Source organism: Actinophytocola algeriensis (genome assembly GCF_014203735.1).
In the GTDB taxonomy this organism is placed as follows: domain Bacteria; phylum Actinomycetota; class Actinomycetes; order Mycobacteriales; family Pseudonocardiaceae; genus Actinophytocola; species Actinophytocola algeriensis.
Genome location: NZ_JACHJQ010000013.1, coordinates 15,076 through 38,158 on the forward strand (window position 1 = coordinate 15,076; position 23,083 = coordinate 38,158).

The 23,083-nt window shown below is 69.7% G+C and carries 23 protein-coding genes and 2 pseudogenes; 11 read left to right on the forward strand and 14 right to left on the reverse strand.

What is annotated here, in order from left to right:
- Window positions 1-2: 2 nt before the first annotated feature.
- From pheT to FHR82_RS42320, 9 genes are all read right to left on the reverse strand, one after another.
- Window positions 3-2,513 carry a phenylalanine--tRNA ligase subunit beta gene (gene pheT / locus FHR82_RS42280; RefSeq protein WP_184816339.1) on the reverse strand — a complete coding sequence of 837 codons (2,511 nt, stop codon included), beginning with the start codon at window positions 2,511-2,513 and terminating at the stop codon, window positions 3-5.
- 34 nt (window positions 2,514-2,547) lie between these two features.
- The gene (pheS, locus tag FHR82_RS42285; RefSeq protein WP_184816340.1) at window positions 2,548-3,615 is read right to left on the reverse strand and encodes a phenylalanine--tRNA ligase subunit alpha; all 1,068 of its coding nucleotides are present in this window, start codon (window positions 3,613-3,615) and stop codon (window positions 2,548-2,550) included.
- 104 nt (window positions 3,616-3,719) lie between these two features.
- Window positions 3,720-4,547, reverse strand: coding sequence for a DUF6159 family protein (locus FHR82_RS42290; protein ID WP_184816341.1), 828 nt, complete (start codon window positions 4,545-4,547; stop codon window positions 3,720-3,722).
- Between the two features lie 59 nt (window positions 4,548-4,606).
- Window positions 4,607-5,434: a TrmH family RNA methyltransferase gene (locus FHR82_RS42295; RefSeq protein WP_184816473.1), complete on the reverse strand. Its 828-nt coding sequence runs from the start codon at window positions 5,432-5,434 to the stop codon at window positions 4,607-4,609.
- Window positions 5,431-5,808 (reverse strand): 50S ribosomal protein L20, encoded by a 378-nt coding sequence (rplT, locus tag FHR82_RS42300; RefSeq protein WP_184816342.1) that lies wholly within the window; start codon window positions 5,806-5,808, stop codon window positions 5,431-5,433. Before rplT ends, FHR82_RS42295 begins: the two co-directional genes overlap by 4 nt.
- 70 nt (window positions 5,809-5,878) lie before the next feature.
- Window positions 5,879-6,073 carry a 50S ribosomal protein L35 gene (rpmI, locus tag FHR82_RS42305; protein WP_184816343.1) on the reverse strand — a complete coding sequence of 65 codons (195 nt, stop codon included), beginning with the start codon at window positions 6,071-6,073 and terminating at the stop codon, window positions 5,879-5,881.
- Window positions 6,074-6,159: 86 nt separating this feature from the next.
- Complete coding sequence (gene infC / locus FHR82_RS42310) at window positions 6,160-6,741, reverse strand: translation initiation factor IF-3 (protein ID WP_184816474.1); 582 nt, start codon at window positions 6,739-6,741, stop codon at window positions 6,160-6,162.
- Between the two features lie 289 nt (window positions 6,742-7,030).
- Window positions 7,031-7,705, reverse strand: coding sequence for a response regulator (locus tag FHR82_RS42315; protein ID WP_184816344.1), 675 nt, complete (start codon window positions 7,703-7,705; stop codon window positions 7,031-7,033).
- 57 nt (window positions 7,706-7,762) lie between these two features.
- Window positions 7,763-9,358, reverse strand: coding sequence for an ATP-binding protein (locus FHR82_RS42320; RefSeq protein WP_184816345.1), 1,596 nt, complete (start codon window positions 9,356-9,358; stop codon window positions 7,763-7,765).
- Window positions 9,359-9,473: 115 nt separating this feature from the next.
- Between FHR82_RS42320 and FHR82_RS42325 the strand changes: the two genes are divergently transcribed.
- A complete protein-coding gene (locus FHR82_RS42325; protein ID WP_184816346.1) occupies window positions 9,474-10,859 on the forward strand; it encodes a cation:dicarboxylate symporter family transporter in 1,386 nt (461 codons plus the stop codon).
- Between the two features lie 52 nt (window positions 10,860-10,911).
- Here the strand turns inward: FHR82_RS42325 and FHR82_RS42330 are convergent, their stop codons facing one another.
- Window positions 10,912-11,373 carry a pyridoxamine 5'-phosphate oxidase family protein gene (locus tag FHR82_RS42330; RefSeq protein ID WP_184816347.1) on the reverse strand — a complete coding sequence of 154 codons (462 nt, stop codon included), beginning with the start codon at window positions 11,371-11,373 and terminating at the stop codon, window positions 10,912-10,914.
- Between the two features lie 44 nt (window positions 11,374-11,417).
- Here FHR82_RS42330 and FHR82_RS42335 point away from each other — a divergent pair, with 44 nt between their 5' ends.
- The gene (locus FHR82_RS42335; RefSeq protein ID WP_184816348.1) at window positions 11,418-11,996 is read left to right on the forward strand and encodes a TetR/AcrR family transcriptional regulator; all 579 of its coding nucleotides are present in this window, start codon (window positions 11,418-11,420) and stop codon (window positions 11,994-11,996) included.
- On the opposite strand, the gene FHR82_RS42340 is transcribed toward FHR82_RS42335, so the two are convergent.
- Window positions 11,980-12,960 (reverse strand): AraC family transcriptional regulator, encoded by a 981-nt coding sequence (locus tag FHR82_RS42340; protein WP_184816349.1) that lies wholly within the window; start codon window positions 12,958-12,960, stop codon window positions 11,980-11,982. The two genes, FHR82_RS42335 and FHR82_RS42340, sit on opposite strands and share 17 nt — an antisense overlap.
- Window positions 12,961-13,101: 141 nt before the next feature.
- Between FHR82_RS42340 and FHR82_RS42345 the strand changes: the two genes are divergently transcribed.
- Window positions 13,102-13,929 (forward strand): NAD(P)H-binding protein, encoded by an 828-nt coding sequence (locus FHR82_RS42345; RefSeq protein ID WP_184816350.1) that lies wholly within the window; start codon window positions 13,102-13,104, stop codon window positions 13,927-13,929.
- On the opposite strand, the gene FHR82_RS42350 is transcribed toward FHR82_RS42345, so the two are convergent.
- A complete protein-coding gene (locus tag FHR82_RS42350) occupies window positions 13,914-14,360 on the reverse strand; it encodes an SRPBCC family protein (RefSeq protein WP_184816351.1) in 447 nt (148 codons plus the stop codon). The genes FHR82_RS42345 and FHR82_RS42350 overlap by 16 nt on opposite strands.
- 32 nt (window positions 14,361-14,392) lie before the next feature.
- Between FHR82_RS42350 and FHR82_RS42355 the strand changes: the two genes are divergently transcribed.
- Window positions 14,393-15,268, forward strand: coding sequence for an oxidoreductase (locus FHR82_RS42355; RefSeq protein ID WP_184816352.1), 876 nt, complete (start codon window positions 14,393-14,395; stop codon window positions 15,266-15,268).
- A 109-nt stretch (window positions 15,269-15,377) separates the two neighbouring features.
- Here the strand turns inward: FHR82_RS42355 and uvrA are convergent, their stop codons facing one another.
- On the reverse strand, window positions 15,378-18,230 hold the full coding sequence (gene uvrA, locus FHR82_RS42360) for an excinuclease ABC subunit UvrA (RefSeq protein ID WP_184816353.1): 2,853 nt from the start codon (window positions 18,228-18,230) through the stop codon (window positions 15,378-15,380).
- A gap of 188 nt (window positions 18,231-18,418) precedes the next feature.
- On the opposite strand from uvrA, the gene FHR82_RS42365 reads away from it, so the two are divergent.
- Entirely contained in the window at window positions 18,419-19,213 is a 795-nt protein-coding gene (locus FHR82_RS42365) for a maleylpyruvate isomerase family mycothiol-dependent enzyme (protein ID WP_184816354.1), read from the forward strand.
- Here FHR82_RS42365 and FHR82_RS42370 read toward each other — a convergent pair.
- A complete protein-coding gene (locus tag FHR82_RS42370; RefSeq protein ID WP_184816355.1) occupies window positions 19,210-19,752 on the reverse strand; it encodes a DUF1349 domain-containing protein in 543 nt (180 codons plus the stop codon). The two genes, FHR82_RS42365 and FHR82_RS42370, sit on opposite strands and share 4 nt — an antisense overlap.
- A 47-nt stretch (window positions 19,753-19,799) precedes the next feature.
- Between FHR82_RS42370 and FHR82_RS42375 the strand changes: the two genes are divergently transcribed.
- From FHR82_RS42375 to FHR82_RS48200, 6 genes and pseudogenes are all read left to right on the forward strand, one after another.
- Window positions 19,800-20,477: an MBL fold metallo-hydrolase gene (locus tag FHR82_RS42375; RefSeq protein WP_184816356.1), complete on the forward strand. Its 678-nt coding sequence runs from the start codon at window positions 19,800-19,802 to the stop codon at window positions 20,475-20,477.
- Between the two features lie 312 nt (window positions 20,478-20,789).
- On the forward strand, window positions 20,790-21,056 hold the full coding sequence (locus FHR82_RS42380) for a type II toxin-antitoxin system Phd/YefM family antitoxin (protein ID WP_184816357.1): 267 nt from the start codon (window positions 20,790-20,792) through the stop codon (window positions 21,054-21,056).
- Window positions 21,046-21,510 (forward strand): type II toxin-antitoxin system VapC family toxin, encoded by a 465-nt coding sequence (locus tag FHR82_RS42385; RefSeq protein ID WP_184816358.1) that lies wholly within the window; start codon window positions 21,046-21,048, stop codon window positions 21,508-21,510. The genes FHR82_RS42380 and FHR82_RS42385 overlap by 11 nt, the downstream gene beginning before the upstream one ends.
- A 29-nt stretch (window positions 21,511-21,539) precedes the next feature.
- Window positions 21,540-21,729: pseudogene (locus FHR82_RS42390) on the forward strand (MBL fold metallo-hydrolase); the annotation flags it as partial.
- A 145-nt stretch (window positions 21,730-21,874) separates the two neighbouring features.
- A complete protein-coding gene (locus tag FHR82_RS42395; RefSeq protein ID WP_184816359.1) occupies window positions 21,875-22,939 on the forward strand; it encodes a beta family protein in 1,065 nt (354 codons plus the stop codon).
- Window positions 22,940-22,978: 39 nt separating this feature from the next.
- Window positions 22,979-23,080 (forward strand): annotated as a pseudogene (locus FHR82_RS48200) (MBL fold metallo-hydrolase); the annotation flags it as partial.
- Window positions 23,081-23,083 lie beyond the last annotated feature (3 nt).

Sequence of the window (23,083 nt, forward strand, 5' to 3'; positions counted from 1 at the left end):
ACTCAGGCCCGCAGCGCGGCACCGAACCGGGACGCGGCAGCAGCCACAGCGGTGTCCCGCGCCGCGGTCGCCTCCTCCACCGTCAAGGTCCGGTCCGGAGCCCGGAAGCGCAGCGAGTAGGCCAGCGAGCGCTTGCCCTCGCCGACCTGTTCGCCGGTGAACACGTCGAACAGGTTCAGCTCCTCGAGCAGGTCACCGCCGCCACCGCGCAGGGTGTCCGCGACCTCGGCGACCGGCACGGTCGCGTCGACCACCAGCGCCACGTCCAGCAGCACCGGCGGGTACGGCGACGGTGACGGCGCCGGCCTGCGCTCGACCAGCGGGAGCCCGTCGAGCTTCAGCTCCATCGCGCAGGTGCGCGCCGGCAGACCGAGCTTGTCGATCACCTTCGGGTGCAGCTCGCCCGCATAGCCCACGGCGAGGTCGCCCACCAGCAGCTGCGCGCACCGGCCCGGGTGCCACGGCGCCAGCTCGCCTGCCTTCACGGTCAGCTCGACACCGGCGGCCTCCGCGACGATCTCCGCCGCGCGCACCGCGTCCGACCAGCTCGCCCGGACGCCGGGGCCCCACCAGCCTGCCCGCTCGCGGTTGCCCGTCAGGACCACCGCCGTGTGCACCGGCTGCTGCGGTAGCGCGGCGTGCAGGCTCGCCACCTCCGCGTCGCTCGGGCGGCCGGCGACACCGACCTCGGGCACCGGCACCTGCTGCGCCTTCGGCAACGTCACCTGCCCGATGTGGAACAGCGCGATGTCCCGCATGCCGCGGGACACGTTGCGCACCAAGGCATCCAGCAGCCCGGGCAGCAGGGTCGTGGCCAGCTCGCTGCGCTCGGCCTCGAGCGGGTTGACGATCGACACCGTCCGGCGGCGGCTGTCTTCCGGGGCCAGGCCCAGGGAGTCCCACACGCTCGGCGCCACGAACGGGAACGGGAGGACCTCGACGTAGCCCGCCTCCGCGAGCGCGCGGCCGACCGACCGCCTGCGGCGCTGGCTCGCCGTGGTGCCGGTGCCGGGGCGCGCGGCGGGCAGGACGGTCGGGATGGTGTCGTAGCCCTCGAGCCGCAGCACCTCCTCGACCAGGTCGGCGGGCTCGGCGAGGTCGTGCCGCCACGTCGGCGGCTGGGCGACGACGTAGGACTTGCCGTCGTCGCCGGTGAAGACCTCGGTGGTGCAGCCGATCTGCTGGAGCCGCCGCACGGTCGCGCCGCGCTCGTAGTTCGTGCCTGCCACGCGGTCGGGCAGGCCGAGCTGCATCGTCACCGTCGGGAGCGCGGTCACGCCGCCCTCGTCGGTGCGGCCCGGCTTGATGCTGCCGTCCGCGAAGTCACGCAGCAGGCGCGCCGCCCGCTCCAGCGCCATCGGCGGGATGTTCGCGTCGACGTGCCGTTCGAACCGCTTCGAGGCCTCGGACGGCAGTTTGTGCCTGCGCACGGTCCGCGCGATCGAGGCCGGGTCCCAGACCGCGGCTTCGAGCAGGATGTCGGTGCTGTCGGCGTTGACCTCGGTGCTCGCGCCACCCATCACACCCGCGAGCGAGACCGGGCCGGTCTCGTCGGCGATGACGATGTCGTCCGGGTCCAGCTCGCGGACGGTGTCGTCGAGCGTGGTGAGCTTCTCCCCCGGCTTCGCGCGCCGCACGACCAGCCCGCCCTTGATCGACGGCGTGTCGAAGGCGTGCATGGGCTGGCCCATCTCGAGCATCACGTAGTTCGTGACGTCGACGGCCAGCGAGATCGACCGGACACCGGCCAGCATGAGCCTGCGCCGGATCCAGAACGGGGTCGGCGCGGTCGGGTCCACCCCGGTCACGCGCCGCGCGACGAAGCGCGGGCAGTCGGTCTCGTGCTCCACGGTCACCGAGAACGCGTCACCCTCGGCACCCGGCGCGTCGATGGCGGCGGGGTCGCGGTAGTCGATGTCGAACGCGCAGGCCAGCTCGCGGGCGAGGCCGCGGATGGAGAACGCGTAGCCGCGATCGGGCGTGATCGACAGCTCGATCACGCTCTCGTCCAGGCCCAGCAGCTCGACGGCGTCGTCACCGGCACCAGCCTCGCCGCTCGGCAGCACGAGGATGCCGGAGTGCTCGTCGCCCAGTCCCAGCTCGCGGGCCGAACAGATCATGCCGTTGCTGACCCGGCCGTACGTCTTGCGCGCGGCGATCGAGAACCCGCCGGGCAGCACCGCACCGGGCAACGCGACCACCACGAGGTCGCCCTCGGCGAAGTTCGTCGCGCCGCAGACGATCCCGCGCACGCGCGGCTCGCCCTCGATGACGTCGTCGTGGTCGTCGGCCTCCGCGACCTCGACCATGCAGTACCGGATCGGCTTCTTGAACTCGGTGAGCTCCTCGATCTCGGCGACGCGGCCGACCACGACGGGACCGGTCACCGGGCCGAGTGGCGTGACCTCCTCGACCTCGAGACCGACACGGACGAACGCCTCGGCGATCTGTTCCGCCGAGTAGTTCTCGTCCGTCTCGAGGTGCTCGGTGAGCCAGCTGACGGGGACCCGCACGGTGTTACCTCTCCTACTGACGGGTGTGGCGAGATCAGGCTTCGGTGCCGAAGGGGGCCGTGAACCGGACGTCGCCCTCGACCATGTCGCGCATGTCCGGGATGCCGTTGCGGAACTGCAGCGTCCGCTCGATGCCCATGCCGAACGCGAAGCCGGAGTAGACGTCCGGGTCGATGCCGCAGGCACGCAGCACGTTGGGGTTGACCATGCCGCAGCCACCCCACTCGACCCAGCCCGCGCCGCCCTTCTTCTCCGGGAACCACACGTCGGGCTCCGCGGACGGCTCGGTGAACGGGAAGTACGACGGGCGCAGCCGGATCTTGGAGCTGTCGCCGAACATGGCCTTGGCGAACGCGTCCAGGGTGCCCTTCAGGTTGGCCATCGTGAGGCCTTTGTCGACGGCGAGCCCCTCCACCTGGTGGAACACCGGGGTGTGGGTGGCGTCGAGCTCGTCGGTGCGGAAGGTCCGGCCGGGGCACACCACGTAGACCGGCAGGTCACGCTCGAGCAGCGAGCGGATCTGCACCGGTGAGGTGTGGGTGCGCAGGACCAGGCCGGAGTCGGCGGGCGCCACGTAGAACGTGTCCTGCATGGTGCGCGCCGGGTGGTCCTTCTTGAAGTTCAGCGCGTCGAAGTTGAACCACTCGGTCTCGACCTCGGGTCCCTCGGCGATTTCCCAGCCCATGCCGACGAACACGTCCGCGATGCGGTCGGACAGCGTGGTCAGCGGGTGCTGGGCGCCGCGGGGGACGCGGTTCCACGGCAGCGTGACGTCCACCGACTCCTCGCGGAGCACCCGCTCGTCGCGGTCGGCCACCAGCTGGACGCGGCGCTCCTCGAACGCCTCGCGCACGGCCTTCTGCGCCTCGTTGACCCGCTTGCCCGCGTCTGCCTTCCCGTTGGGCGGCAGCGCACCGATCTCGCGACGGGCCACCATCAGCGGGGCCTTGTCCCCCAGGTGGGCGGGCTTGACCGTGGCCAGCGCCGCCAGGTCGCCCACCGCCGCGAACTCCTTGCGCGCCTGCTCCACGGCAGCCTGCAGCGTCTCGGGCGCGAGGGCCGCGACCTGCTTCGGATCGTAGGAGTCGTTGGCTGCGGACATGTGGGTGCGAGCTCCCGGGGAAGGCTGACCGGATCGACGTGCTCGCGGGTAGCGAGCACAGTGATCCTAGGTGATCGGCTGATCCGGCCCGAACCCAGTTTCCCCTATCGGCGCTTCGGGGGGAACGCACCGGCCAGATCCGCGCCCCCGAACTCCCGCGGCACGCTCCGGTCCGCGGCGTAGTGGTACAGCGCGGTCTGGTAGATCCCGGATAGCGCGGTGATCAGCACGAGGCTCACGAGGAACCAGAGCACGGCGAGCGCGAAGCACACCATCGCCACCGCCCCGCCCGCGACGCCGCCGAGCACGACCAGCAGCACGCTCGGCAGGACGAACAGGAACCCGACCGCGCCGATGCCCACGTTGCCCAGCACGTTCTCGCCCCAGGTGCCGCGGAACAGCTCGGCGGAACGCTTGACCGCGGGCTTGGTGGTGGCGCGTTCGAGCACCATCACCGGCAGCACCAGGTAGGTGACGAGGCTCCAGGCCATGCCGATCAGACCGCCGACGATGCGACCCAGGAAGCCGAGGCGTTCCTCGATGATCCGCAGGACCATCGACACGGTCGCCGACAGCAGCGCCCACGGCAGGAGCCTGCCCGCCATCGAGCCCGCGGTGCGCAGCCCGCCTGCGACGCTCGGGTCACCGCCCTTCAGCGCGACGTTCGCCTGCGAGATCAACGCCACGTTGAAGAAGATCGCCACGTAGGCGCTGACGACGTAGAACCCGGCCAGCAGCGCGTAGGTGCCGGGAGTCGCGCCGCCGTCACCGGAGCCGAAGTCGACCGTGAACACCGCGGGGGTGAGGAAGATGATCGCCACCACCAGCCCCACCGCACCGGACAGGACCGGGAAGACCGCGAGTTCCTTGCGTGAGCGCAGCACGCGCCAGGACGCCGTGAACATTTCCCACGAACGCTTGAACCGACCCATGCGGAACCCCCAGGGAAGCCGTGACCCGATGCCAGCAGAGTGGTCGGATTCGCGTCTGACTAAACCTGATCAGGTGAACCGTGTGCACGCCACGCGCTCGCGTAGAGGCAGACGGTCGCGGCGGTGGCGAGGTTGAGGCTTTCCGCCCTGCCGTAGAGCGGCACGCGCACCGACTCGTCGGCGGCCTCCTTCACCGCGGCGGGCAGTCCGTGCGCCTCGCTGCCGAAGAGCCAGGCCACGGGCGCGGGTGCGGTGGCGGGGGTGAGTTCGGTGGTGGCGTAGCCGTCGGTGGCGACCAGCCGCAGACCGGCCGCGCGGCAGGCGGCCAGGGTCTCGTCGACGGTGGCGCGGGCGATCGGCAGGTGGAAGACGCTGCCGGTCGACGCGCGAACGCACTTGCCGTTGTGCGGGTCGACCACGTCCCCGGCCAGGACCACCGCGTCGGCGCCCGCCGCGTCGGCGACCCGGATGACCGTGCCCGCGTTGCCAGGGTCGGACACCTCGACCAGCACGGCGACCAGCGCGGGTGTGCCGGCCAGCGCGGTGGCGAGCGGCACGTCCACGAACGAGCACACCGCGACCACGCCCTGCGGTGTGACCGTGTCGGACAGGCCTGCCATCGCGCGGTCGGTCACCGGGGAGACGGGGACGTCCCGGCCGGCGGCGAGTGCGTGCAGTTCCGTGTCGCGGGCGGTGAACGCCTCGGTCACGAACAGTTCGTGCACCTCACCGGGCCACGTGAGCGCCTCGCGGACGGCCTGTGCGCCCTCGACGAGGAACCGCCCGGCGCGCTGCCGCCCCACTCGGCGCGACAGGGCCCGGGCAGCAGCGACCCGGGGTGTCCGTTCGGTGAACGGAACTGCCCCGGGTCGTGGTGCGGTGCTCAGGAAGCGGCCTTGCCCTGCTGGTCGGCGTTGGCACGCGCGACCTCGACGAGCGCGGCGAACGCGCCCGCGTCGTTCACGGCCAGCTCGGCGAGGATCTTGCGGTCGACCTCGACACCCGCGTTCTTCAGACCCTGGATGAAGCGGTTGTAGGTCAGGCCGTTCTGGCGAGCCGCGGCGTTGATGCGGGTGATCCACAGCTGCCGGAAGTCACCCTTGCGGGCACGGCGGTCCCGGTAGGCGTAGTTGAGCGAGTGGAGCATCTGCTCCTTCGCCTTGCGGTACAGCCGCGAGCGCTGGCCACGGTAGCCGCTGGCCAGCTCAAGGGTGGTGCGGCGCTTCTTTTGGGCGTTGACTGCCCGCTTGACGCGTGCCACGGTGCGAATCCGATCGATCTCGAGGGCGGCGGTCCCGCGCGCCCAGTGTGGTCAGGGAAACGAGTGCCGGTCAGCGACCGAGCAGCTTCTTCACGCGCTTGACGTCGGCCTTGGCCAGCTCTTCGGTGCCGGACAGGCGACGGGTCACCCTGCTGGACTTCTTCTCCAGCTTGTGGCGGAGACCGGTCTGCTGACGACGGAGCTTTCCCTTGCCGGTGACCCGAACGCGCTTCGAGGTACCGGAGTGGGTCTTGTTCTTGGGCATGGTGTTCCTTGCCGTCTTCCTTGCGCGGTTGTACGACCGGGTGCGTCACGCCTCGCGGTGAGACGCACTCGGCCCTGTTCGGACGATCAGTTCGTGTCGGCGGCGGCAGCGTCGGCGGGGTCAGCGGCGTCAGCGCTGGGCTTCGGCCGCGTCTTCTGGGTCTTGTGCGGCGCCAACACCATGATCATGTTCCGGCCGTCCTGCTTCGGCGCGGCCTCGACGAAGCCGAGATCGGCGACGTCCTCGGACAGCCGCTGCAGCAGCCGGAAGCCAAGTTCGGGGCGGGACTGCTCACGTCCGCGGAACATGATCGTCACCTTGACCTTGTTCCCGTGTTCGAGGAAGCGGATCACGTGACCACGTTTGGTCTCGTAGTCGTGCTTGTCGATCTTCGGGCGGAGCTTCTGCTCCTTGATCACGGTGAGCTGCTGGTTTCGACGCGACTCGCGTGCCTTCTGCGCGCTCTCGTACTTGAACTTGCCGAAGTCCATGAGCTTGCAGACCGGCGGACGAGCCTGCGGGGCTACCTCCACGAGGTCCAGGTCCGCTTCCTGAGCGAGGCGGAGTGCGTCTTCGATGCGCACTATCCCCACCTGCTCGCCGTTCGGTCCGACGAGTCGGACTTCCGGAACTCGGATGCGGTCGTTGATGCGTGTCTCGGAGCTGATGGGGCCTCCTCGGGCCGGGTTCGTCTTTCTCCTCCGCGACCCTCACGGATCCCCATCAAGCACGAAGCCCCGGTCGTCTGATGGACGAACGGGGCCCGCTTCCGATCACTCGTCGCACCCGACGAGAAACCGCGCCCGAATGCCGGAGCTGTCCGGTACAGGTCGCGGCGACCGGAACCCGGCCACTGTGTGACTCGGGTGGGAGCGGGGCTCCACTTGTACAGTCTCGCAAGCGAGACTGGTCGCGTCGTTCAGGATAACACCACCGCCTGGCCGGTTGTTCCACCGGTCAGGTCCTGGCCCACTGATAGCGCAACTCGGGCCGTCCGACCTGACCGTACCTCGGCTGCCGGATCGCCATCCCGTGGTCCGCGAGGTACTCCAGGTACCGGCGCGCGGTCACGCGGGACATGCCGAGCGCGTCCCCTGCCGCGCCCGCGGAGAGCCCCTCCGCCGCGCCACGCAGTGCGGCCGCGACGGCGTCGAGCGTCGGTGCGCTCATGCCCTTGGGCAGCTGGGCGCCCTCACTGCCGCGCAGTGTGGCGAAGAGGTGGTCGACGTTCGTCTGGTCGGCCTCCTGGGCCTGGTCGACGCCGTGCCGGAACCGCGCGTACCGCTCGAGCTTGTCGCGCAGTGTCGCGAAGGTGAACGGCTTCAGCAGGTACTGCACCACGCCGCTGGACACCGCGGCCCGCACCAGCGCCAGGTCCCGCGCGGAGGTCACCATGATCACGTCGACGAGCCTGCCCTCGGCCCGCAGCGCGCGGCACAGGTCGAGCCCGTTGCCGTCGGGCAGGTACTGGTCGAGCAGCAGGAGGTCCACGTCCAGCCGCCCGAGCGCCCGCCGCGCCTCCCCGGCCGAGTGCACGACCCCGGCGACGGCGAACCCGTCGACCCGCTCGACGTAGAGCCGGTGCGCGTCGGCGGCGACGAGGTCGTCCTCGACCACCAGCACTGCAATCATGGGTCGCCGCGCTCCTCCGCTACCACGTCGTCTTCCCTCCGGCGCTCCGCTCCCCGATCACGTCGACACCAACGCGGTCGGGAGCCGGACCGCGAACACCGCGCCGCGTTCCCCCTGGCTCACCTCGATCGTGCCGTTGCCCCTGTGCACCGCCTGCCGCACCAGCGCGAGCCCGAGGCCGCGGCCGTCCGCTTTCGTGGACCAGCCGCGGTCGAACGCCACCTCGCCCGCCGCGAGGCCGGCGCCGGTGTCCTCGACGCGCAGGAGCAGCGCGCCGTCCTCGGTGCGGGCGGTGACGAACACCTTCGGCGCGTTCCCGCCCTCGATGGCCGCGTCGAGCGCGTTGTCGATGAGGTTGCCGAGGATGGTGACCACGTCCCTCGGCGCGAGGGTGCCGCCCAGCACCGCGTCGTCGATCTCCGTCTCGGGCGTGATCACCAGCTCGGCGCCGCGTTCGTTCGCCTCGGCCGCCTTGCCGAGCAGCAGCGCCGCGAGCACCGGCTCGGACACCGCGTCCACCACGCGGTCGGTGAGCTGCTGCGCGAGCGCCAGCTCGGCGGTCGCGAACTCGACGGCCTCCTCGTAGCGGCCGAGCTCCACGAGCGACACGACCGTGTGCAGCCGGTTCGCGGCCTCGTGCGCCTGCGAGCGCAGCGACTCGGCGAAGCCGCGGACCGAGTCCAGCTCGCCGGTGAGCGCCTGCAGGTCGGTGTGGTCCCGCAGGGTCACGACCGTGCCGTGCGCGCGGTTGCCGGAGCGGACCGGAGTGCCGTTCACGACCAGCACGCGCCGGTCGGTCAGGTGGATCTCGTCACGGGTGGTGCGGTCGGGCGCCATGCTCGCGACCATCGCCGCGGGCAGCCCGAGGTCGCCGAGTGCCTTGCCCTCGATGTCGTCGGCCAGGTCCAGCAGCTCGCGGGCACCGTCGTTGCAGAGCGTCACCCGGCCTGCCTGGTCGACCAGCAGGAGGCCTTCGCGGACGGTGTGCAGGATCGCCTCGTGGTACTCCAGGCGCCTGCCGAGTTCCGCTGGCCCGAGGCCGTGGGTCTGCCGGTCGAGGCGCCTGCTGACGAGGTAGGTGCCGGTCATGCCGGCCGCGAGCGTCACGAGCGCGACCAGGACCAGCGGTACGAGCCGGTCGCGGACCTGCCCGGCGATCGCGTCGAGCGTGATGCCGACGCTGACCAGTGCCGCGATCCGGTCGCCGTCGCGGACCGGGACCACCGCGCGGACCGACGGGCCGAGCGTGCCGGTGTAGGTCTCGGTGAAGACCTCGCCCGCGAGCGCGTCCTCGATGTGGCCGAGGAACTTCTCGCCGATGCGGTCCGGGTTCGGGTGGGTGTATCTGAAGCCCGAGGTGTCCATGATCGTGATGAAGTCGACGCCGGTGTCGCGGCGGACGCGCTCGGCGAAGGGCTGCAGCACCGCGCTCGGTTCCCTCGCCTCGACGGCGTCGACGACCGCGGGTGAGTCCGCGATGGTCAGCGCGACCGAGACGACCTCCTCGCGCGTCGAGTCCTCGGTCCGGTCGGCCACGTCGAGGTACGCGAGGAGCGCGCCCGCGACGACCAGCACCCCGACGATGATCACCTGGAGCACCAGCAGCTGCCGCGCGAGGCTCCAACCTCCACGGCGCTCACCTGTCATGCGCATCAGTGTGGCCCGCTTCACAATGATCTTGGAAAGCCCATCTACTTAATGAACACAAACGTGACCCACCTCATAGCGGTTCGGAGAATCACCGCAACCAGCCCTGCCAGGAGGTCTCGTGTCCAGCGTTGAACAACCGGCCCGCCCACGTCGTCGGGACCGGACCCATCTCCTCTACATCGCCGTGATCGTCGCGGTCGCGGCCGGCATCCTGATCGGTCTGGTGTGGCCGGAAGTCGGCAAGGAACTGAAACCGCTCGGCACCGGGTTCGTCAACCTGATCAAGATGATGATCAGCCCGATCATCTTCTGCACGATCGTGCTCGGCGTCGGCTCGGTGGCCAAGGCCGCGAAGGTCGGCAAGGTCGGCACGCTCGCCATCGGTTACTTCCTCGCGATGTCGACGGTGGCGCTGGTCATCGGCCTCATCGTCGGCAACATCCTGCACCCCGGCGAGGGGCTGCAGCTCACCGACACCGTCCGCGAAGCGGGCCAGGGACAGGTGAAGGAGTCCGAGGGCACGGTCGACTTCCTGCTCGGCATCATCCCGGCGACGCTCGTGTCGGCGTTCACCGAGGGTTCGGTGCTCCAGACGCTGCTCGTCGCGTTGCTCGCCGGGTTCGCCGTGCAGGCGCTGGGCGCCAAGGGCGAGCCGATCCTGCGCGGCGTCGGCCACATCCAGCGGCTGGTCTTCCGCATCCTGGCGATGATCATGTGGGCGGCGCCGGTCGGCGCGTTCGGCGCGATCGCCGCGGTGGTCGGCGAGACCGGCGTGGACGCGTTGAAGAGCCTCGCGATCATCATGATCGGCTTCTACGCGACCTGCCTGCTGTTCGTGTTCGTGATCCTGTCGTCGCTGCTGTGGCTGGTCGCGCGGATGAACATCCTGACGCTGTTCCGCTACCTGTCGCGCGAGTTCCTGCTGATCCTGTCGACCTCGTCGTCCGAGGTGGCGCTGCCGAGGCTGATCGCGAAGATGGAGCACCTCGGCGTCAGCAAGCCGGTCGCGGGCATCACGATCCCGACCGGGTACTCGTTCAACCTCGACGGCACCGCGATCTACCTGACCATGGCGACGCTGTTCATCGCCGAGGCCATGGACGCGCCGCTGTCGGTTGGCGAGCAGATCGGGTTGCTGCTGTTCATGATCATCGCGTCGAAGGGTGCGGCCGGTGTGACCGGCGCGGGCCTCGCGACGCTGGCCGGTGGTCTGCAGTCGCACCGGCCGGAGCTGGTCGACGGCGTCGGTCTCATCGTCGGCATCGACCGGTTCATGTCCGAGGCGCGAGCGCTGACGAACTTCGCGGGCAACTCGGTCGCGACCGTGCTCGTCGGCACGTGGACCAGGGAGTTCGACCGCGACCAGGCGAACAGGGTGCTCTCCGGCGAGGACCCGTTCGACGAGAAGACGCTGATCGACGACCACTCCGCGGACACCCCGCAGGACGGTCCGGCAGCGCGGACGGAAGCTGCCGCGACAGCGGCGGCCGAGTCCGGCAAGTAGCTCCACTCCGGGAGACGACGGCCGCCCTGCCATCCCAAGGGCGGCCGTTCTCCTATTTGCGCGTGCGCCGCCGGTAGCCGGTGCCCTCGTGCCAGGACTCGATCACGAGGTGGTCGGGCGGGTTGCCGCCGACGTGGGTCAGCGCCACCTCGGTGATGTCGACGCGGAAGTACCCGGCACCCTCCTGGGCCTCCTGCTCCGGCGGTGCCGTCTCGACGACCCGGCCGGCGAGCTTGGCCTCGCCGAGCCATTCCGTGGGGTCCGACGGCGGTTCGACCGTCGGGCTGTGGATGGCGACGCGCGGGTCGCGGCGCACGTCGTTCAGCTTCATCGAGCCGTCCATCATGCCGAGGGTGACCTCGCCGTCCTTGATCTCCAGCTCGGACCCGCTGATCCGGGGCGACCCGTCCTTGCGCAGTGTCGCGATGGTCTTGTTGGTGCCCGCCGCGAACCGGCTCCGCACTCGTTCGGCGAACTCGGGCGCGTCCTTCTCGATGTCCTGCCAGGTGGCCATGGCACGGATGCTACCGCGTTTCCGAACCGTGGTTCAATAACTACATGGCCCGTCCACGCAAGGTGTCCGACGAGGAGCTGATCGCGGCGTGCGGCCGGGCGATCGGCCGGTTCGGCCCGGGTTTCACGCTGGCGCAGGTGGCGGGTGAGGCCGGTGTCGCGGTGGGGACGGTGGCGGGCCGCTTCGGCTCGAAGCAGAACATGCTGCTGACGATGATGACCATGGGCGCGGAGGGCGCGGCGCCGATGATGCGCGCGGCCGCGGCCGGCCGCGCGCCCCTGGACGCGATCACGACGACGATCCTGGCCACGACGGAGGCGGTCGCCGACCCGGCGACCACGTCCAACCACCTCGGCCAGCTGGGGGTGGACCTGGCGGACCCCGCGCTGCGAGCGGGTTTCGCCCGGCTGCGGGCCGGCGTGCGGGAAGTGCTGACGGACCTGTTCACCGCGGCGGACCTGCCCGGCGCTCCCCCACCGGCGCAGGCGGCCCGCATCATCGCGGCCATGGCCCACGGCGCGCTGATGGACTGGGCCCTGGACCCGGTGGGCGAGTTCGCGGACGTCCTGCGCGCCGACCTGGACGCGGTGCTCGCCGCGTGGTCGGTCAGCCTGCCGGGCTGACGCCGGGCTGGTCGTCGCCGCGGCGTTTCTTCGCCGCGCCCGGGGAGACGCCCAGCACCCGCTTGAACGCGCGCGCGAACGCGGCTTCCGACCGGTAGCCGAGCTTGCGCGCCAGTTCCGCGGTGGTGGTCCGGCCGTCCTCGAACGACCGCAGCGCCACCTGCATGCGCCAGCGCGTCACGTACCGCATCACCGGCTCCCCCACGACGTTGGTGAACCGCGCGGAGAACGCCGACCGGGACATGGCCAGCTCGGTCGCGAGCTCCGCGACGGTCCACGCGTGGTCCGGGCGCCGGTGGATCAACGCGAGCGCGCGACCGAGCTGCGGGTCGTGCAGCGCGCCGAGCCAGCCCGTGCGTGCGGCCGGGTCGGACTCGAGCCACGCGCGGATCGCCTGGATGACGAGGATGTCGGACAGGCGCGTGATCACCTCTTCGCCGCCGGGACGCAGGTGCTTCGCCTCGCTCGCCATGAGCCGCAGCAGGCTCGGCAGCCAGCTGTCCGGTGCGGCGTCGGCGGCTCCGATGTGCAGGGTCTTCGGCAGCACCTCGATCAGGTGCCGCGCGCCGGGCTGGTCGAACCGGATGGCACCGCAGACCATGTGCGTCGGCGCGCCGCCACCGCCGTGCCGCAGCGTCTCGTAACGGTCGCTGACGAGGTCGCGAGGCAGGTCCATGACGCTGGGCGCCGCGATACCCGGCTCGCTGAGCAGCGCGTGTCCCTGCCCGTGCGGCACGAGGAACAGCTCGTTCTGGTTCATGGTGTGGGTCGCGCCGTCGGCGGTGCGCAGCAGGCACCGCCCGGCGGTCACGACGTGGAACCACAGGTGCCCCGGCATCGCGGGCATGGTCATGCCCCACGGCGCGGACATGTCGGTGCGGCAGTAGAACGCGCCGTTCATCCGGAGCAGGTGCAACGCCTCACCGAGCGGGTCGGTGGGCGCCCACGGGTCGAAGCCGGTCATGCCGACAACTATCCCCCTCGGAGTATCGATCATCCAAGGTGCCTGGACGAAAGAGCATGAACTAGCGCGGTTCGGTCATGGAATCTCCCGTTCAGTCATGGTCTGCTGGACGCACTGCAGCCATGACTATTGGAGGACGACATGACCACACTCGTGCTGGGTGCGAACGGCAAGACCGGGCGACGGGTCGCGGACCGCCTGACGGCACGCGGCGTGCCGGTGCGGCGCGGCAGCAGGTCCGGAACGCCGGCGTTCGACTGGGCGGCCCCGGCGACGTGGGCACCGGTACTGGCCGGCACGGACGCGGTGTACGTGTCCTACTACCCGGACCTCGCGGTGCCGGGTGCCGTGGCGGCGGTGCGCGAGCTGACGTCCCTCGCGGAGCAGGCGGGTGTGCGGCGGCTGGTGCTGCTGTCGGGCCGCGGCGAGGCGGAGGCGCAGGCAGCGGAGGACGTGGTGCGGGAGGGCGGACTCGACTGGACGGTCGTGCGCTGCTCCTGGTTCAACCAGAACTTCTCGGAGGGCTACCTGCTGGACCCGTTGCTCGGCGGCCATGTCGTGCTGCCCGCCGGTGCCGTCACCGAGCCGTTCGTCGACGTGGACGACATCGCGGACGTCGCGGTGGCCGCGCTGACCGAGCCGGGCCACGACGGCAAGACGTACGAGATGACCGGCCCGAGGCTGCTGACGTTCGCGGACGCGGTGGCCGAGATCGCGGAGGCGACGGGCAGACCGCTCACCTACGAGCCGGTCGACCTGGACGCGTACGTCGAGGCCGCGGCGGCGCACGGCGAACCAGAGGACGTGGTGGGCCTCATGCGCTACCTGTTCGGCGAGGTCCTGGACGGCAGGAACGCGTGGGTCGGCGACGGGGTCGAGCAGGCACTCGGGCGTCCGGCGAAGGACTTCACCGCGTTCGCGCGGGACAACCGGGCGGCGTGGCAGGCGGCGGCTCAGCCGGCGAGGTAGTCGCGGAAACCGCGCTGGCCACGCCACATCATGAGTGCGTGGTTGGCGCGGAAGACGGGCCGCCCGACCGGGGCGAACGCGCGGAGCAGCGGTTTCCTGACGACGACCCGCTGGGTGATCGCGAGCAGCGCCCCGGCGGTCCGGTGCTCGGCGACCCGCCCCTGGACGAAGCCCTCGAGGTCACCGGTGACGTCCACCCGCATGTGCCCGGCGGACTCGTCCTCCACGGCCCGGTGCAGCCGGAACCTGAGCGCGTAGGGCAGGACGGAGCGGCAGATGACCTCGGCGGTGTCGTCGCCCACCCGGGTCACCGCGCGGATGTCGGGCCACCAGTCGGGATAGCGGGCGACGTCGACGAGCGCGGCGAAGACCCGGCCGGTGGTGGCGCGCACGGACCAGAGGCCGCGGAAGCAGTAGTCGTTGAGCGACACAGTTCGAGTATGCCCGGGACTAGGGTGCTGCCATGGCCAAGTGGACGTTGGGTGACATGCCGCCGCAGCAGGACCGCACGGTCATCGTCACCGGTGCGAACAGCGGCATCGGCCAGGCGGCGGCAGCGGCCTTCGCGGCGGCAGGCGCCCGGGTGATCCTGGCGTGCCGCAACGTCGACAAGGGCAACGCCGCCGCGGCGACCATGGCGGACACGGTCGAGGTGCGGGCGCTGGACCTGGCCAACCTGGCCTCGGTGCACGAGTTCGCGACGTCGGTCGACGAGCCCATCGACGTGCTCGTGAACAACGCCGGCGTCATGGCCATCCCCCACCGCCGCACGGTCGACGGTTTCGAGATGCAGATCGGCACGAACCACCTTGGCCACTTCGCACTGACCGGTTTGCTGCTGGACCGCATCCGCGACCGGGTGGTCACGGTGTCCAGCACCGTGCACCTGGCCGGCAAGGTGGACCTGACGGACCTGAACTGGGAACGGCGCCGCTACCAGCGGTGGCTCGCGTACTGCCAGTCGAAGCTCGCGAACCTGCTGTTCACCTATGAGCTGGCGCGGAGGTTGACGGATGCGGGCTCACCGCTGAAGTCCCACGCGGCCCACCCGGGCTACGCGTCGACGAATCTCCAGTCCCACACGGAAACCCTGCTGGACACGATCATGGCGCTGGGCAACCGGCTGGTGGCCCAGAGCGCGAAGATGGGCGCCATGCCGACCCTGTACGCGTCGACGATGGACCTGCCGAACGGCTCGTTCGCCGGCCCGGGCGGCGTCACCACCCAGCACGGCTACCCGAAACTGGTCGGTTCGAGCAAAGCCTCCCACGACAAGCACAAAGCGGAAGGTCTGTGGACGCTGTCGGAAAAGCTGACGGACGTGACGTTCACCATCTGAGCCGCGCCGGCAGGGCCGCGTCCCTGCCCGACCCAGCCCCCCTACCTGATCCCAGCCACACCCCTCCCCCGGAACCCCGGACCCCGGCCCATCCCAGCGCACAAACCCATCACAGCACCGGCTTCAAGAACTGACCGGTGTACGAAGCCTCCAGAGCGGCGACATCCTCCGGCGTTCCCTCGCCGATGACGGTCCCGCCGCCGGAACCACCCTCCGGCCCCATGTCCACGATCCAGTCCGACGTCTTGATCACGTCGAGGTTGTGCTCGATCACGATCACCGTGTTGCCCTTGTCCACCAACCCGTTGATGACGCCGATCAGCTTGCGGATGTCCTCGAAGTGCAGGCCGGTCGTCGGCTCGTCCAGTACGTACACCGTCTTGCCGGTGGACCGCTTCTGCAGTTCGGACGCGAGCTTCACGCGCTGCGCCTCGCCGCCGGACAGGGTCGGCGCGGGCTGGCCAAGGCGGACGTAGCCCAGACCCACGTCGACCAAGGTCTTCAGGTGGCGGTGGATCGCCTTGATCGGCTCGAAGAACTTCTCCGCTTCCTCGATCGGCATGTCGAGGACCTCGGAGATCGTCTTGCCCTTGTAGTGGACCTCGAGTGTCTCGCGGTTGTACCGGGCGCCCTTGCAGACCTCGCACGGCACGTACACGTCCGGCAGGAAGTTCATCTCGATCTTGATGGTGCCGTCGCCCGCGCACGCCTCGCAGCGGCCGCCCTTGACGTTGAACGAGAACCGGCCCGGCTGGTAGCCGCGCACCTTGGCCTCGGCCGTGGCCGCGAACAGCTTGCGGACGTGGTCGAACACGCCGGTGTAGGTGGCCGGGTTGGACCGCGGGGTGCGGCCGATCGGTGACTGGTCCACGCGCACCAGCTTGTCGACCATGGTCAGCCCGTTGACGCGGGTGTGCCTGCCCGGGACCTGCCGCGCGCCGTTCAGCTTGTTCGCGAGGACGGTCGCCAGGATGTCGTTGACGAGCGTCGACTTGCCGGAGCCGGACACGCCGGTGACCGACACCAGACACCCGAGCGGGAACGACACGTCGATGTTGCGCAGGTTGTGCTCCCGCGCGCCGACCACGGTCAGCAGCCGCTTCTTGTCGACGGGCCTGCGGATCGCGGGCACCTCGATCCGCTGCCGCCCGGACAGGTACGCGCCCGTCAGCGACTTCTTGTTCTTCAGCAGCTTCTCGTACGGTCCGCTGTGGACGATCTCGCCGCCGTGCTCACCGGCACCCGGCCCGATGTCGACCACCCAGTCGGAGTGGCGGATGGTGTCCTCGTCGTGCTCGACGACGATCAGCGTGTTGCCCAGGTTGCGCAGCCGGGTCAGCGTCTCGATCAACCGGTGGTTGTCGCGCTGGTGCAGGCCGATCGACGGCTCGTCCAGCACGTACAGCACGCCCACCAGCCCGGACCCGATCTGCGTCGCGAGCCGGATGCGCTGCGCCTCGCCGCCGGACAGGGTGCCCGCTCCCCGGTCGAGCGACAGGTAGTCGAGGCCGACGTCGAGCAGGAACTGCAGGCGCGCCTGGATCTCCTTCAGCACGGCGCCCGCGATCATCGTCTCGCGCCTGCCCAGCTGCAGCCCGGACAGGAAGTCGGCGCACTCCCCGATCGACAGCGCCGACACCTCGGCGATGGATCGTTCGCCCCGCTTCTTGTGCATCAGCGTGACGGCGAGGATCTCCGGCTTGAGGCGGGTGCCCTCACACGTGGGGCACGGCACCTCCCGCATGTAGCCCTCGTACTTCTCCCGCATGTACTCGGACTCGGTCTGCTCCTGGCGCCGCTCCAGGAACGGGATCACGCCCTCGTAGTTGGCGTAGTAGGAGCGCTCGCGGCCGTACCGGTTGCGGTACCGGACGTGCACCTGGTCGGCGCTGCCGTGCAGGACCGCCTTCTGCGCCTTGGCTGGCAGCCGCCGCCACGGGGTGTCCATGCGGAACCCGACGGCCTCGGCGAGCGAGGTCAGCAGGCGCTGGAAGTACTCGGCGGTCTGCCCGCCCGCCCACGGCGCGATGGCGCCGTCGGCGAGGCTCAGCTCGTCGTCCGGCACGACCAGCTCCGGGTCGACCTCCTGCCGGACGCCGATGCCGGTGCAGACCGGGCACGCGCCGTAGGGCGAGTTGAACGAGAACGAGCGCGGCTCGAGGTCCTCGATGGCGAGGGGGTGGCCGTTGGGGCAGGCCAGGTTCTCGGAGAACCCGCGGATGCGGGCCGGGTCGTTCTCCGGCAGGTCGACGAACTCCAGCTCGACGAGACCGTCGGCGAGGCGCAGCGCGGTCTCGACCGAGTCGGTGAGCCGCCGCTTGGAGCTCGGCTTGACCTGCAGGCGGTCGATCACGACCTGGATGTCGTGCTTCTCCTGCTTCTTCAGCTTCGGCGGGTCGGTCAGCTGGTACACGACGCCGTCGATGCGGGCGCGGGAGTAGCCCTGCGACTGCAGTGACGAGAACAGGTCGACGTACTCGCCCTTGCGGCCGCGGATGACCGGCGCGAGGACCTGGAACCGCAGGCCCTCCTCCATGGCCATGACCTGGTCGACGATCTGCTGCGGCGTCTGCTTGCTGATCGCCTCGCCGCACTGCGGGCAGTGCGGCTTGCCCGCGCGCGCGAACAGCAGGCGCAGGTAGTCGTACACCTCGGTGATGGTGCCGACGGTCGACCTCGGGTTCCGGTTGGTCGACTTCTGGTCGATCGACACCGCGGGCGAGAGGCCCTCGATGAAGTCGACGTCGGGTTTGTCCATCTGGCCGAGGAACTGCCGGGCGTACGCGGACAGCGACTCCACGTACCGGCGCTGGCCCTCCGCGAAGATCGTGTCGAACGCCAGGCTCGACTTGCCCGAGCCGGACAGCCCGGTGAACACGATCATGCTGTCCCTGGGCAGGTCGATGTCAACGCCGCGCAGGTTGTGCTCCCTGGCGCCGCGAACGACGAGGCGGTCAGCCACTGAAGTCCCTTCGAAGTATCCGTTCGTACTGGTCACGGGCCGGTTGCGGGACCGAGAGCCGTGGCCGGGGTCATGCTAGGACGGGGCACCGACAATTTCCGGATCGCTCGGTGACTACCGGTCAACTGCCGCGCTCACCTACGCTGGAGTAACCAGGTCTGCCACCGAACACGCGGGGATTGGGCGGTATGAGCATCTCACCTGAGGCATCCATCGGACAGAACGACGTACCGTCGCAGCGACGCGCCGACGAACGGTCGGCCGCGGAACGCGCGGTACGCCTGCTTCCCTTGGTGCGCCAGGCGACGGAGAGACTCGACCACGTTGTCGCGGGACTCGGCGAGGACGCCGTCCACCAGCCGAGCGGGCTGCCCGGCTGGTCGAGGGCCCACGTCGTGTCCCACCTCGCCCGCAACGCCGATGGGCTGGTCAATCTCCTGACCTGGGCACGCACCGGCGTCGAGCATCCAATGTACGCCAGCAACGCGGACCGCGACGCGGACATCGAGGAGGGCGCCGGTCGCCTCGCCCAGGTCCTGATCGAGGACCTCCGCGCCTCGAGCGACCGGTTCATGGCCGCCGCCGCCGCGATGCCGGAACTGGCGTGGTCCTCGGGGGTCACGGCCCGCCGCCCGGTCCCGTTCCCCGCGGCGAACATCCCGTCCATGCGCCTCCACGAGGTGTGGGTGCACCTCGTGGACCTCGACGCCGGGGTCACGTTCGCGGACGTGCCGCAGGACCACCTCGAGCACCTCGTCGCCGAGGCCGTCACCAGGCACATCAACCGGCCCGACGGCAAGCGCGTGCGCCTCACCGTCGAACTGCCCGGTGACCGTGAGCGCGTGTGGGACCTCGTGAACGGCCGCGACGACCCACGCCACGACGTGTCGGGCAGTGCCGCGGCCGCCATCGCGTGGCTGACCGGCCGCTCCGACGGCGACGGCCTGCGTGGCGACGTGCCGGTCCTGCCCGCCTGGGGCTAGATCGTGATGTTCTCGAATCGTGTGGTGAACCCCTTCCCGGTCGGTGACGCGCACATCACACCAGCGAGCACCGACAATTCCGGTGGGAAGTAGGCGAGTCGCAGCATCGTCGCAGGTGGGGCACCGTTCAGGCCGTACGAGATCGTGACGGTGTCCCCCGTCCGGTCAGCCTTGACGGTCACCGTCCCGGCGGGCTCCGCGAGCGCGACGACCGACCAGTCGGAAACCTCGCGCGTCACCACGGCCGAGATCTGGTGCTGCCCGTCGACGAGCTCGATCCCGCTCTTGATCCAGTTCTTCTCGTCGAGCCGGATCGCGATGCCCGCCTGGTCGTACTGCTCGCGGTAGTCACCCGAGAAGGTCACGGTCAGCTCGAAGTCCCCGGCCTTGTCGACGCCGAGGATGTGCCCGGTGTCACGGACATAGCCGTAGTGGGTGGTGCGCCAGAAGTCCGTGTCGGGATCGGTCGTGACCGTGTCCCCACCCCACTGTCCCGGCTCGTTGAACCAGCGCCAACCGCTCTTGATCAGGTCATCCACGAGGACATGCTGTCAGCCTGCCGGTCCGAGCCGCTAGTGTCCGTGGCGTGGACGTTGTCGAGGAGTACACCGGTCATGTCGAGCCAGGCGGCGCGGCCGCGCGGCGCACGCTGGCCGCGCTGACGATCACCAAGATCTCCGTCGGCCCGATGGACAACAACGCGTACCTGCTCGTGTGCCGGAGCACGCGTGAGGCCCTGCTGGTCGACGCCGCGAACGACCCGGAACGCCTGTCCGACCTCATCGGCCACGGCGACGACCGCCCCACGCTCCGCACCATCGTCACCACGCACCAGCACCAGGACCACTGGGGCGCCCTGGGGGCGATCGCCGGCGCCTACGGCGCGAACACCGTCGCCCACGAGGCCGACGCAGGCGTGCTGCCCGTGCCGCCGGACCAGTACGTGACGCAGGGCGACACGCTGCCCGTCGGCGACTGCGTGCTCGAGGTGATCCACCTGCGCGGCCACACCCCCGGTTCGGTCGCCCTCCTGTACCGCGACCCCGATGGCCACGGCCACCTGTTCACGGGCGACTCGCTCTTCCCTGGCGGCGTCGGCAAGACGACGTCACCGGAGAACTTCACGTCGTTGATCAACGACGTGCGGTCCCGCGTCTTCGACCAGCTCCCGGACGACACCTGGTTCTACCCCGGACACGGGGACGACTCCACCCTCGGCGCCGAGCGCCCCAAGCTCGACGAGTGGCGCGAACGCGGCTGGTAGTGCGCCTCGGCATACGGTGAGCCGCGTCCAGGGTGACTAGACCTCACCTTCATCGGCGAGGACAGCACGGCACTGAACGCAGGTGACGTTCGACAATGGCTCACGCAAACGCCTCTTCACCCGACGGGTGCCAGCACGCGAGCACAGCGTCGATGACGCCACCCTCGTTCTCACATTCTTCTGCCGCACCTCGGCAGCGTGCCGTCTCTGACACCGCTCCGACACCGACGTTGCTCGACGTGTGGCGCGCGCTGCAGCCAGCGAGCGTGCTACACGGTGCCACCGAGTGGCACAATCGCGTACCATGGCGTCATGGCTCAGCCTGAGATCAACCAGCGCGACCTTCGCAGCAGGTCCAAAGAGATCATGGACGCCGTCGCGGGTGGTCAATCCTTCACGGTCACTCGTGACGGGCATGAAATCGGAGAGCTGATTCCGTTGCGTCGGCGCCGACGCTTCGTTGCTCGAGATGAGTTCACCGCCATGTCACGCAACGCCGCGAGCGTCGATGTCAACGCGTTCCGCGCAGACCAGGATGCCGCGGCGGATCAGGAGGTCGTCGACCCCTATGAGCAGTAGCCTCCATCGCCAGGGTCTCCTCGACACGAACATCCTGATTCTTCGCCGCTGGGTCGATCCAGCCGACTTGCCGGAGGAGATGGCGATCAGCGCGATGACGCTCGCCGAACTCTCCGCAGGTCCACACCAGGTACGACCGAACAGCGAACAGAACATCTATGCCGAGCACGCGGAACGCGCCCGGCGCCTTGATCTACTTCAACGCGCCGAGCACGAGTTCGACCCGATCCCTTTCGGTGTCGAGGCGGCCAGGGTCTACGGCCGAGTGACCGCCTCAGTGGTCGCCGTCGGACGAAAACCACGACGCCGCATCTGCGACCTGATGATCGCCGCAACCGCCATCGCTGAAGAACTTCCTCTGTTCACGACGAATCCCGGCGACTTCGACGGACTTCACGACCTGCTCGCCGTGGTGCCAGTCGCCCGGCCTGTCGTACCTCATGAAGGGCGCTGACCATCCCCTCGGTTGTTCACCGCCAGTGCGACTCGCTGTTCCCGGGCGGCGTCGGCAAGGCGACGTCCGGAGAACTTCACGTCGTTGATCAACGACGTGCGGTCCCGCGTCTTCGACCAGCTCCCGGACGACACCTGGTTCTACCCCGGGCACGGGGACGACTCCACCCTCGGCGCCGAGCGCCCCAAGCTCGACGAGTGGCGCGCCCGCGGCTGGTAACACGGAACGAGCTCGGATACTGTCCGTGATCCACCTATCACGCTCTCGCCGATAGTCGCCACCTGTCCGGAGGACAGATGCGTGGCTCGATCATGCCCCACACTGGGATTTTCGAGCTACGCGCCGTCCATCGGGAGGAAGGCGGATGCACCCCGCTCGTCCACTGGTAACGCTCAAATGCAAGCTCGGCGAACTCGACAGTCTCTGCCGTCTCCGCTCCACGAGCGACGAGCATGTGACATTGATGATCGAACTGCTCGATTCGGCGAAGCCCGGCGGGAGGCTCCTCCCCGCTCTTGTCCGCGCAGCGGTGAGCGTCGCGAACTCGCGGCGGACGCTGTGGCTGGACACCACTTGGCTCACCGCCGCGAGCCAGCTCGCCGGACAACCCGGCGGAGTGTTCGAGTACCTGGACGACATGATCGAGTCCGCGTTGGTGGAAGAACTCGGGCTCATGGCCGACGGCCTCCCCGGCCTCGTACCCGTGATCGCCGGCGGCGCGCCTGACGACGCACTGCGTCGTGTTCGGTTGCTCGTCGAACACAGGGAGCGCGACCTGGTGATCCGGTTCCGCCGGCCGCTGCCGGCCAGCGAACTCGTCAGCAGGATCCGGTCCATCATGCGGTTGACCGGCACGCGGGTCGGACATGTGCACGTGGTGCTGGACGTCGGATTCGTCGAGGAAGTGCGCCAAACACAGGTAGCCGCCGTGGCAGAAGCCGCAGCAGCTGTGCACGACGTGCTCGGTCCAGGCTCTGCCACGCTCCTGGCCGGGTCGATTCCGGCCGCTCGAACCACCTACGCGACAACTACGCGGGATCGTCCCGAGGTCTTCATGTGGAGTGAGGTGCGCCGACGCGTTGGCACGATCGGCTACGGCGACTACGGCGTGGCGCACCCCGTTCCCAGGTCGGGGGAGAACGCACGGTCCCCTTACCCATACCTTTGCTACACCGTGCCGCGGAGAACGGTGGTATTGCGTAGAAGGATCGAGAAGGGCGATGTCCCTGCGGAGAGGTTCGCCGACCTCGCCGAGGAACTCGTCGAGCGGGAGGACTTCGCCGGCCCTGACTTTTCGTGGGGCGATCGCGAACTGGCGCTCTGCCGGCCCAGCGGCGGGCATGCTGCCGGATCCGTGTCCCGATGGGTGTCCATGGCGACGTCTCATCACCTCGCACACGTGTCACGCAGGGTTCCTGCGGACCTGTGAGCCAGCTGCTACAGACCCGCATCTCTTGACCGTCAGCGCGACTCGCTCTTCCCTGGCGGCGTGGGCAGGACGACGTCACCGGAGAACTTGACGTCCGCGCTCAACGACGTGCGGTCCCGGGCGCGCGAGCCGTCCGAAACCTCC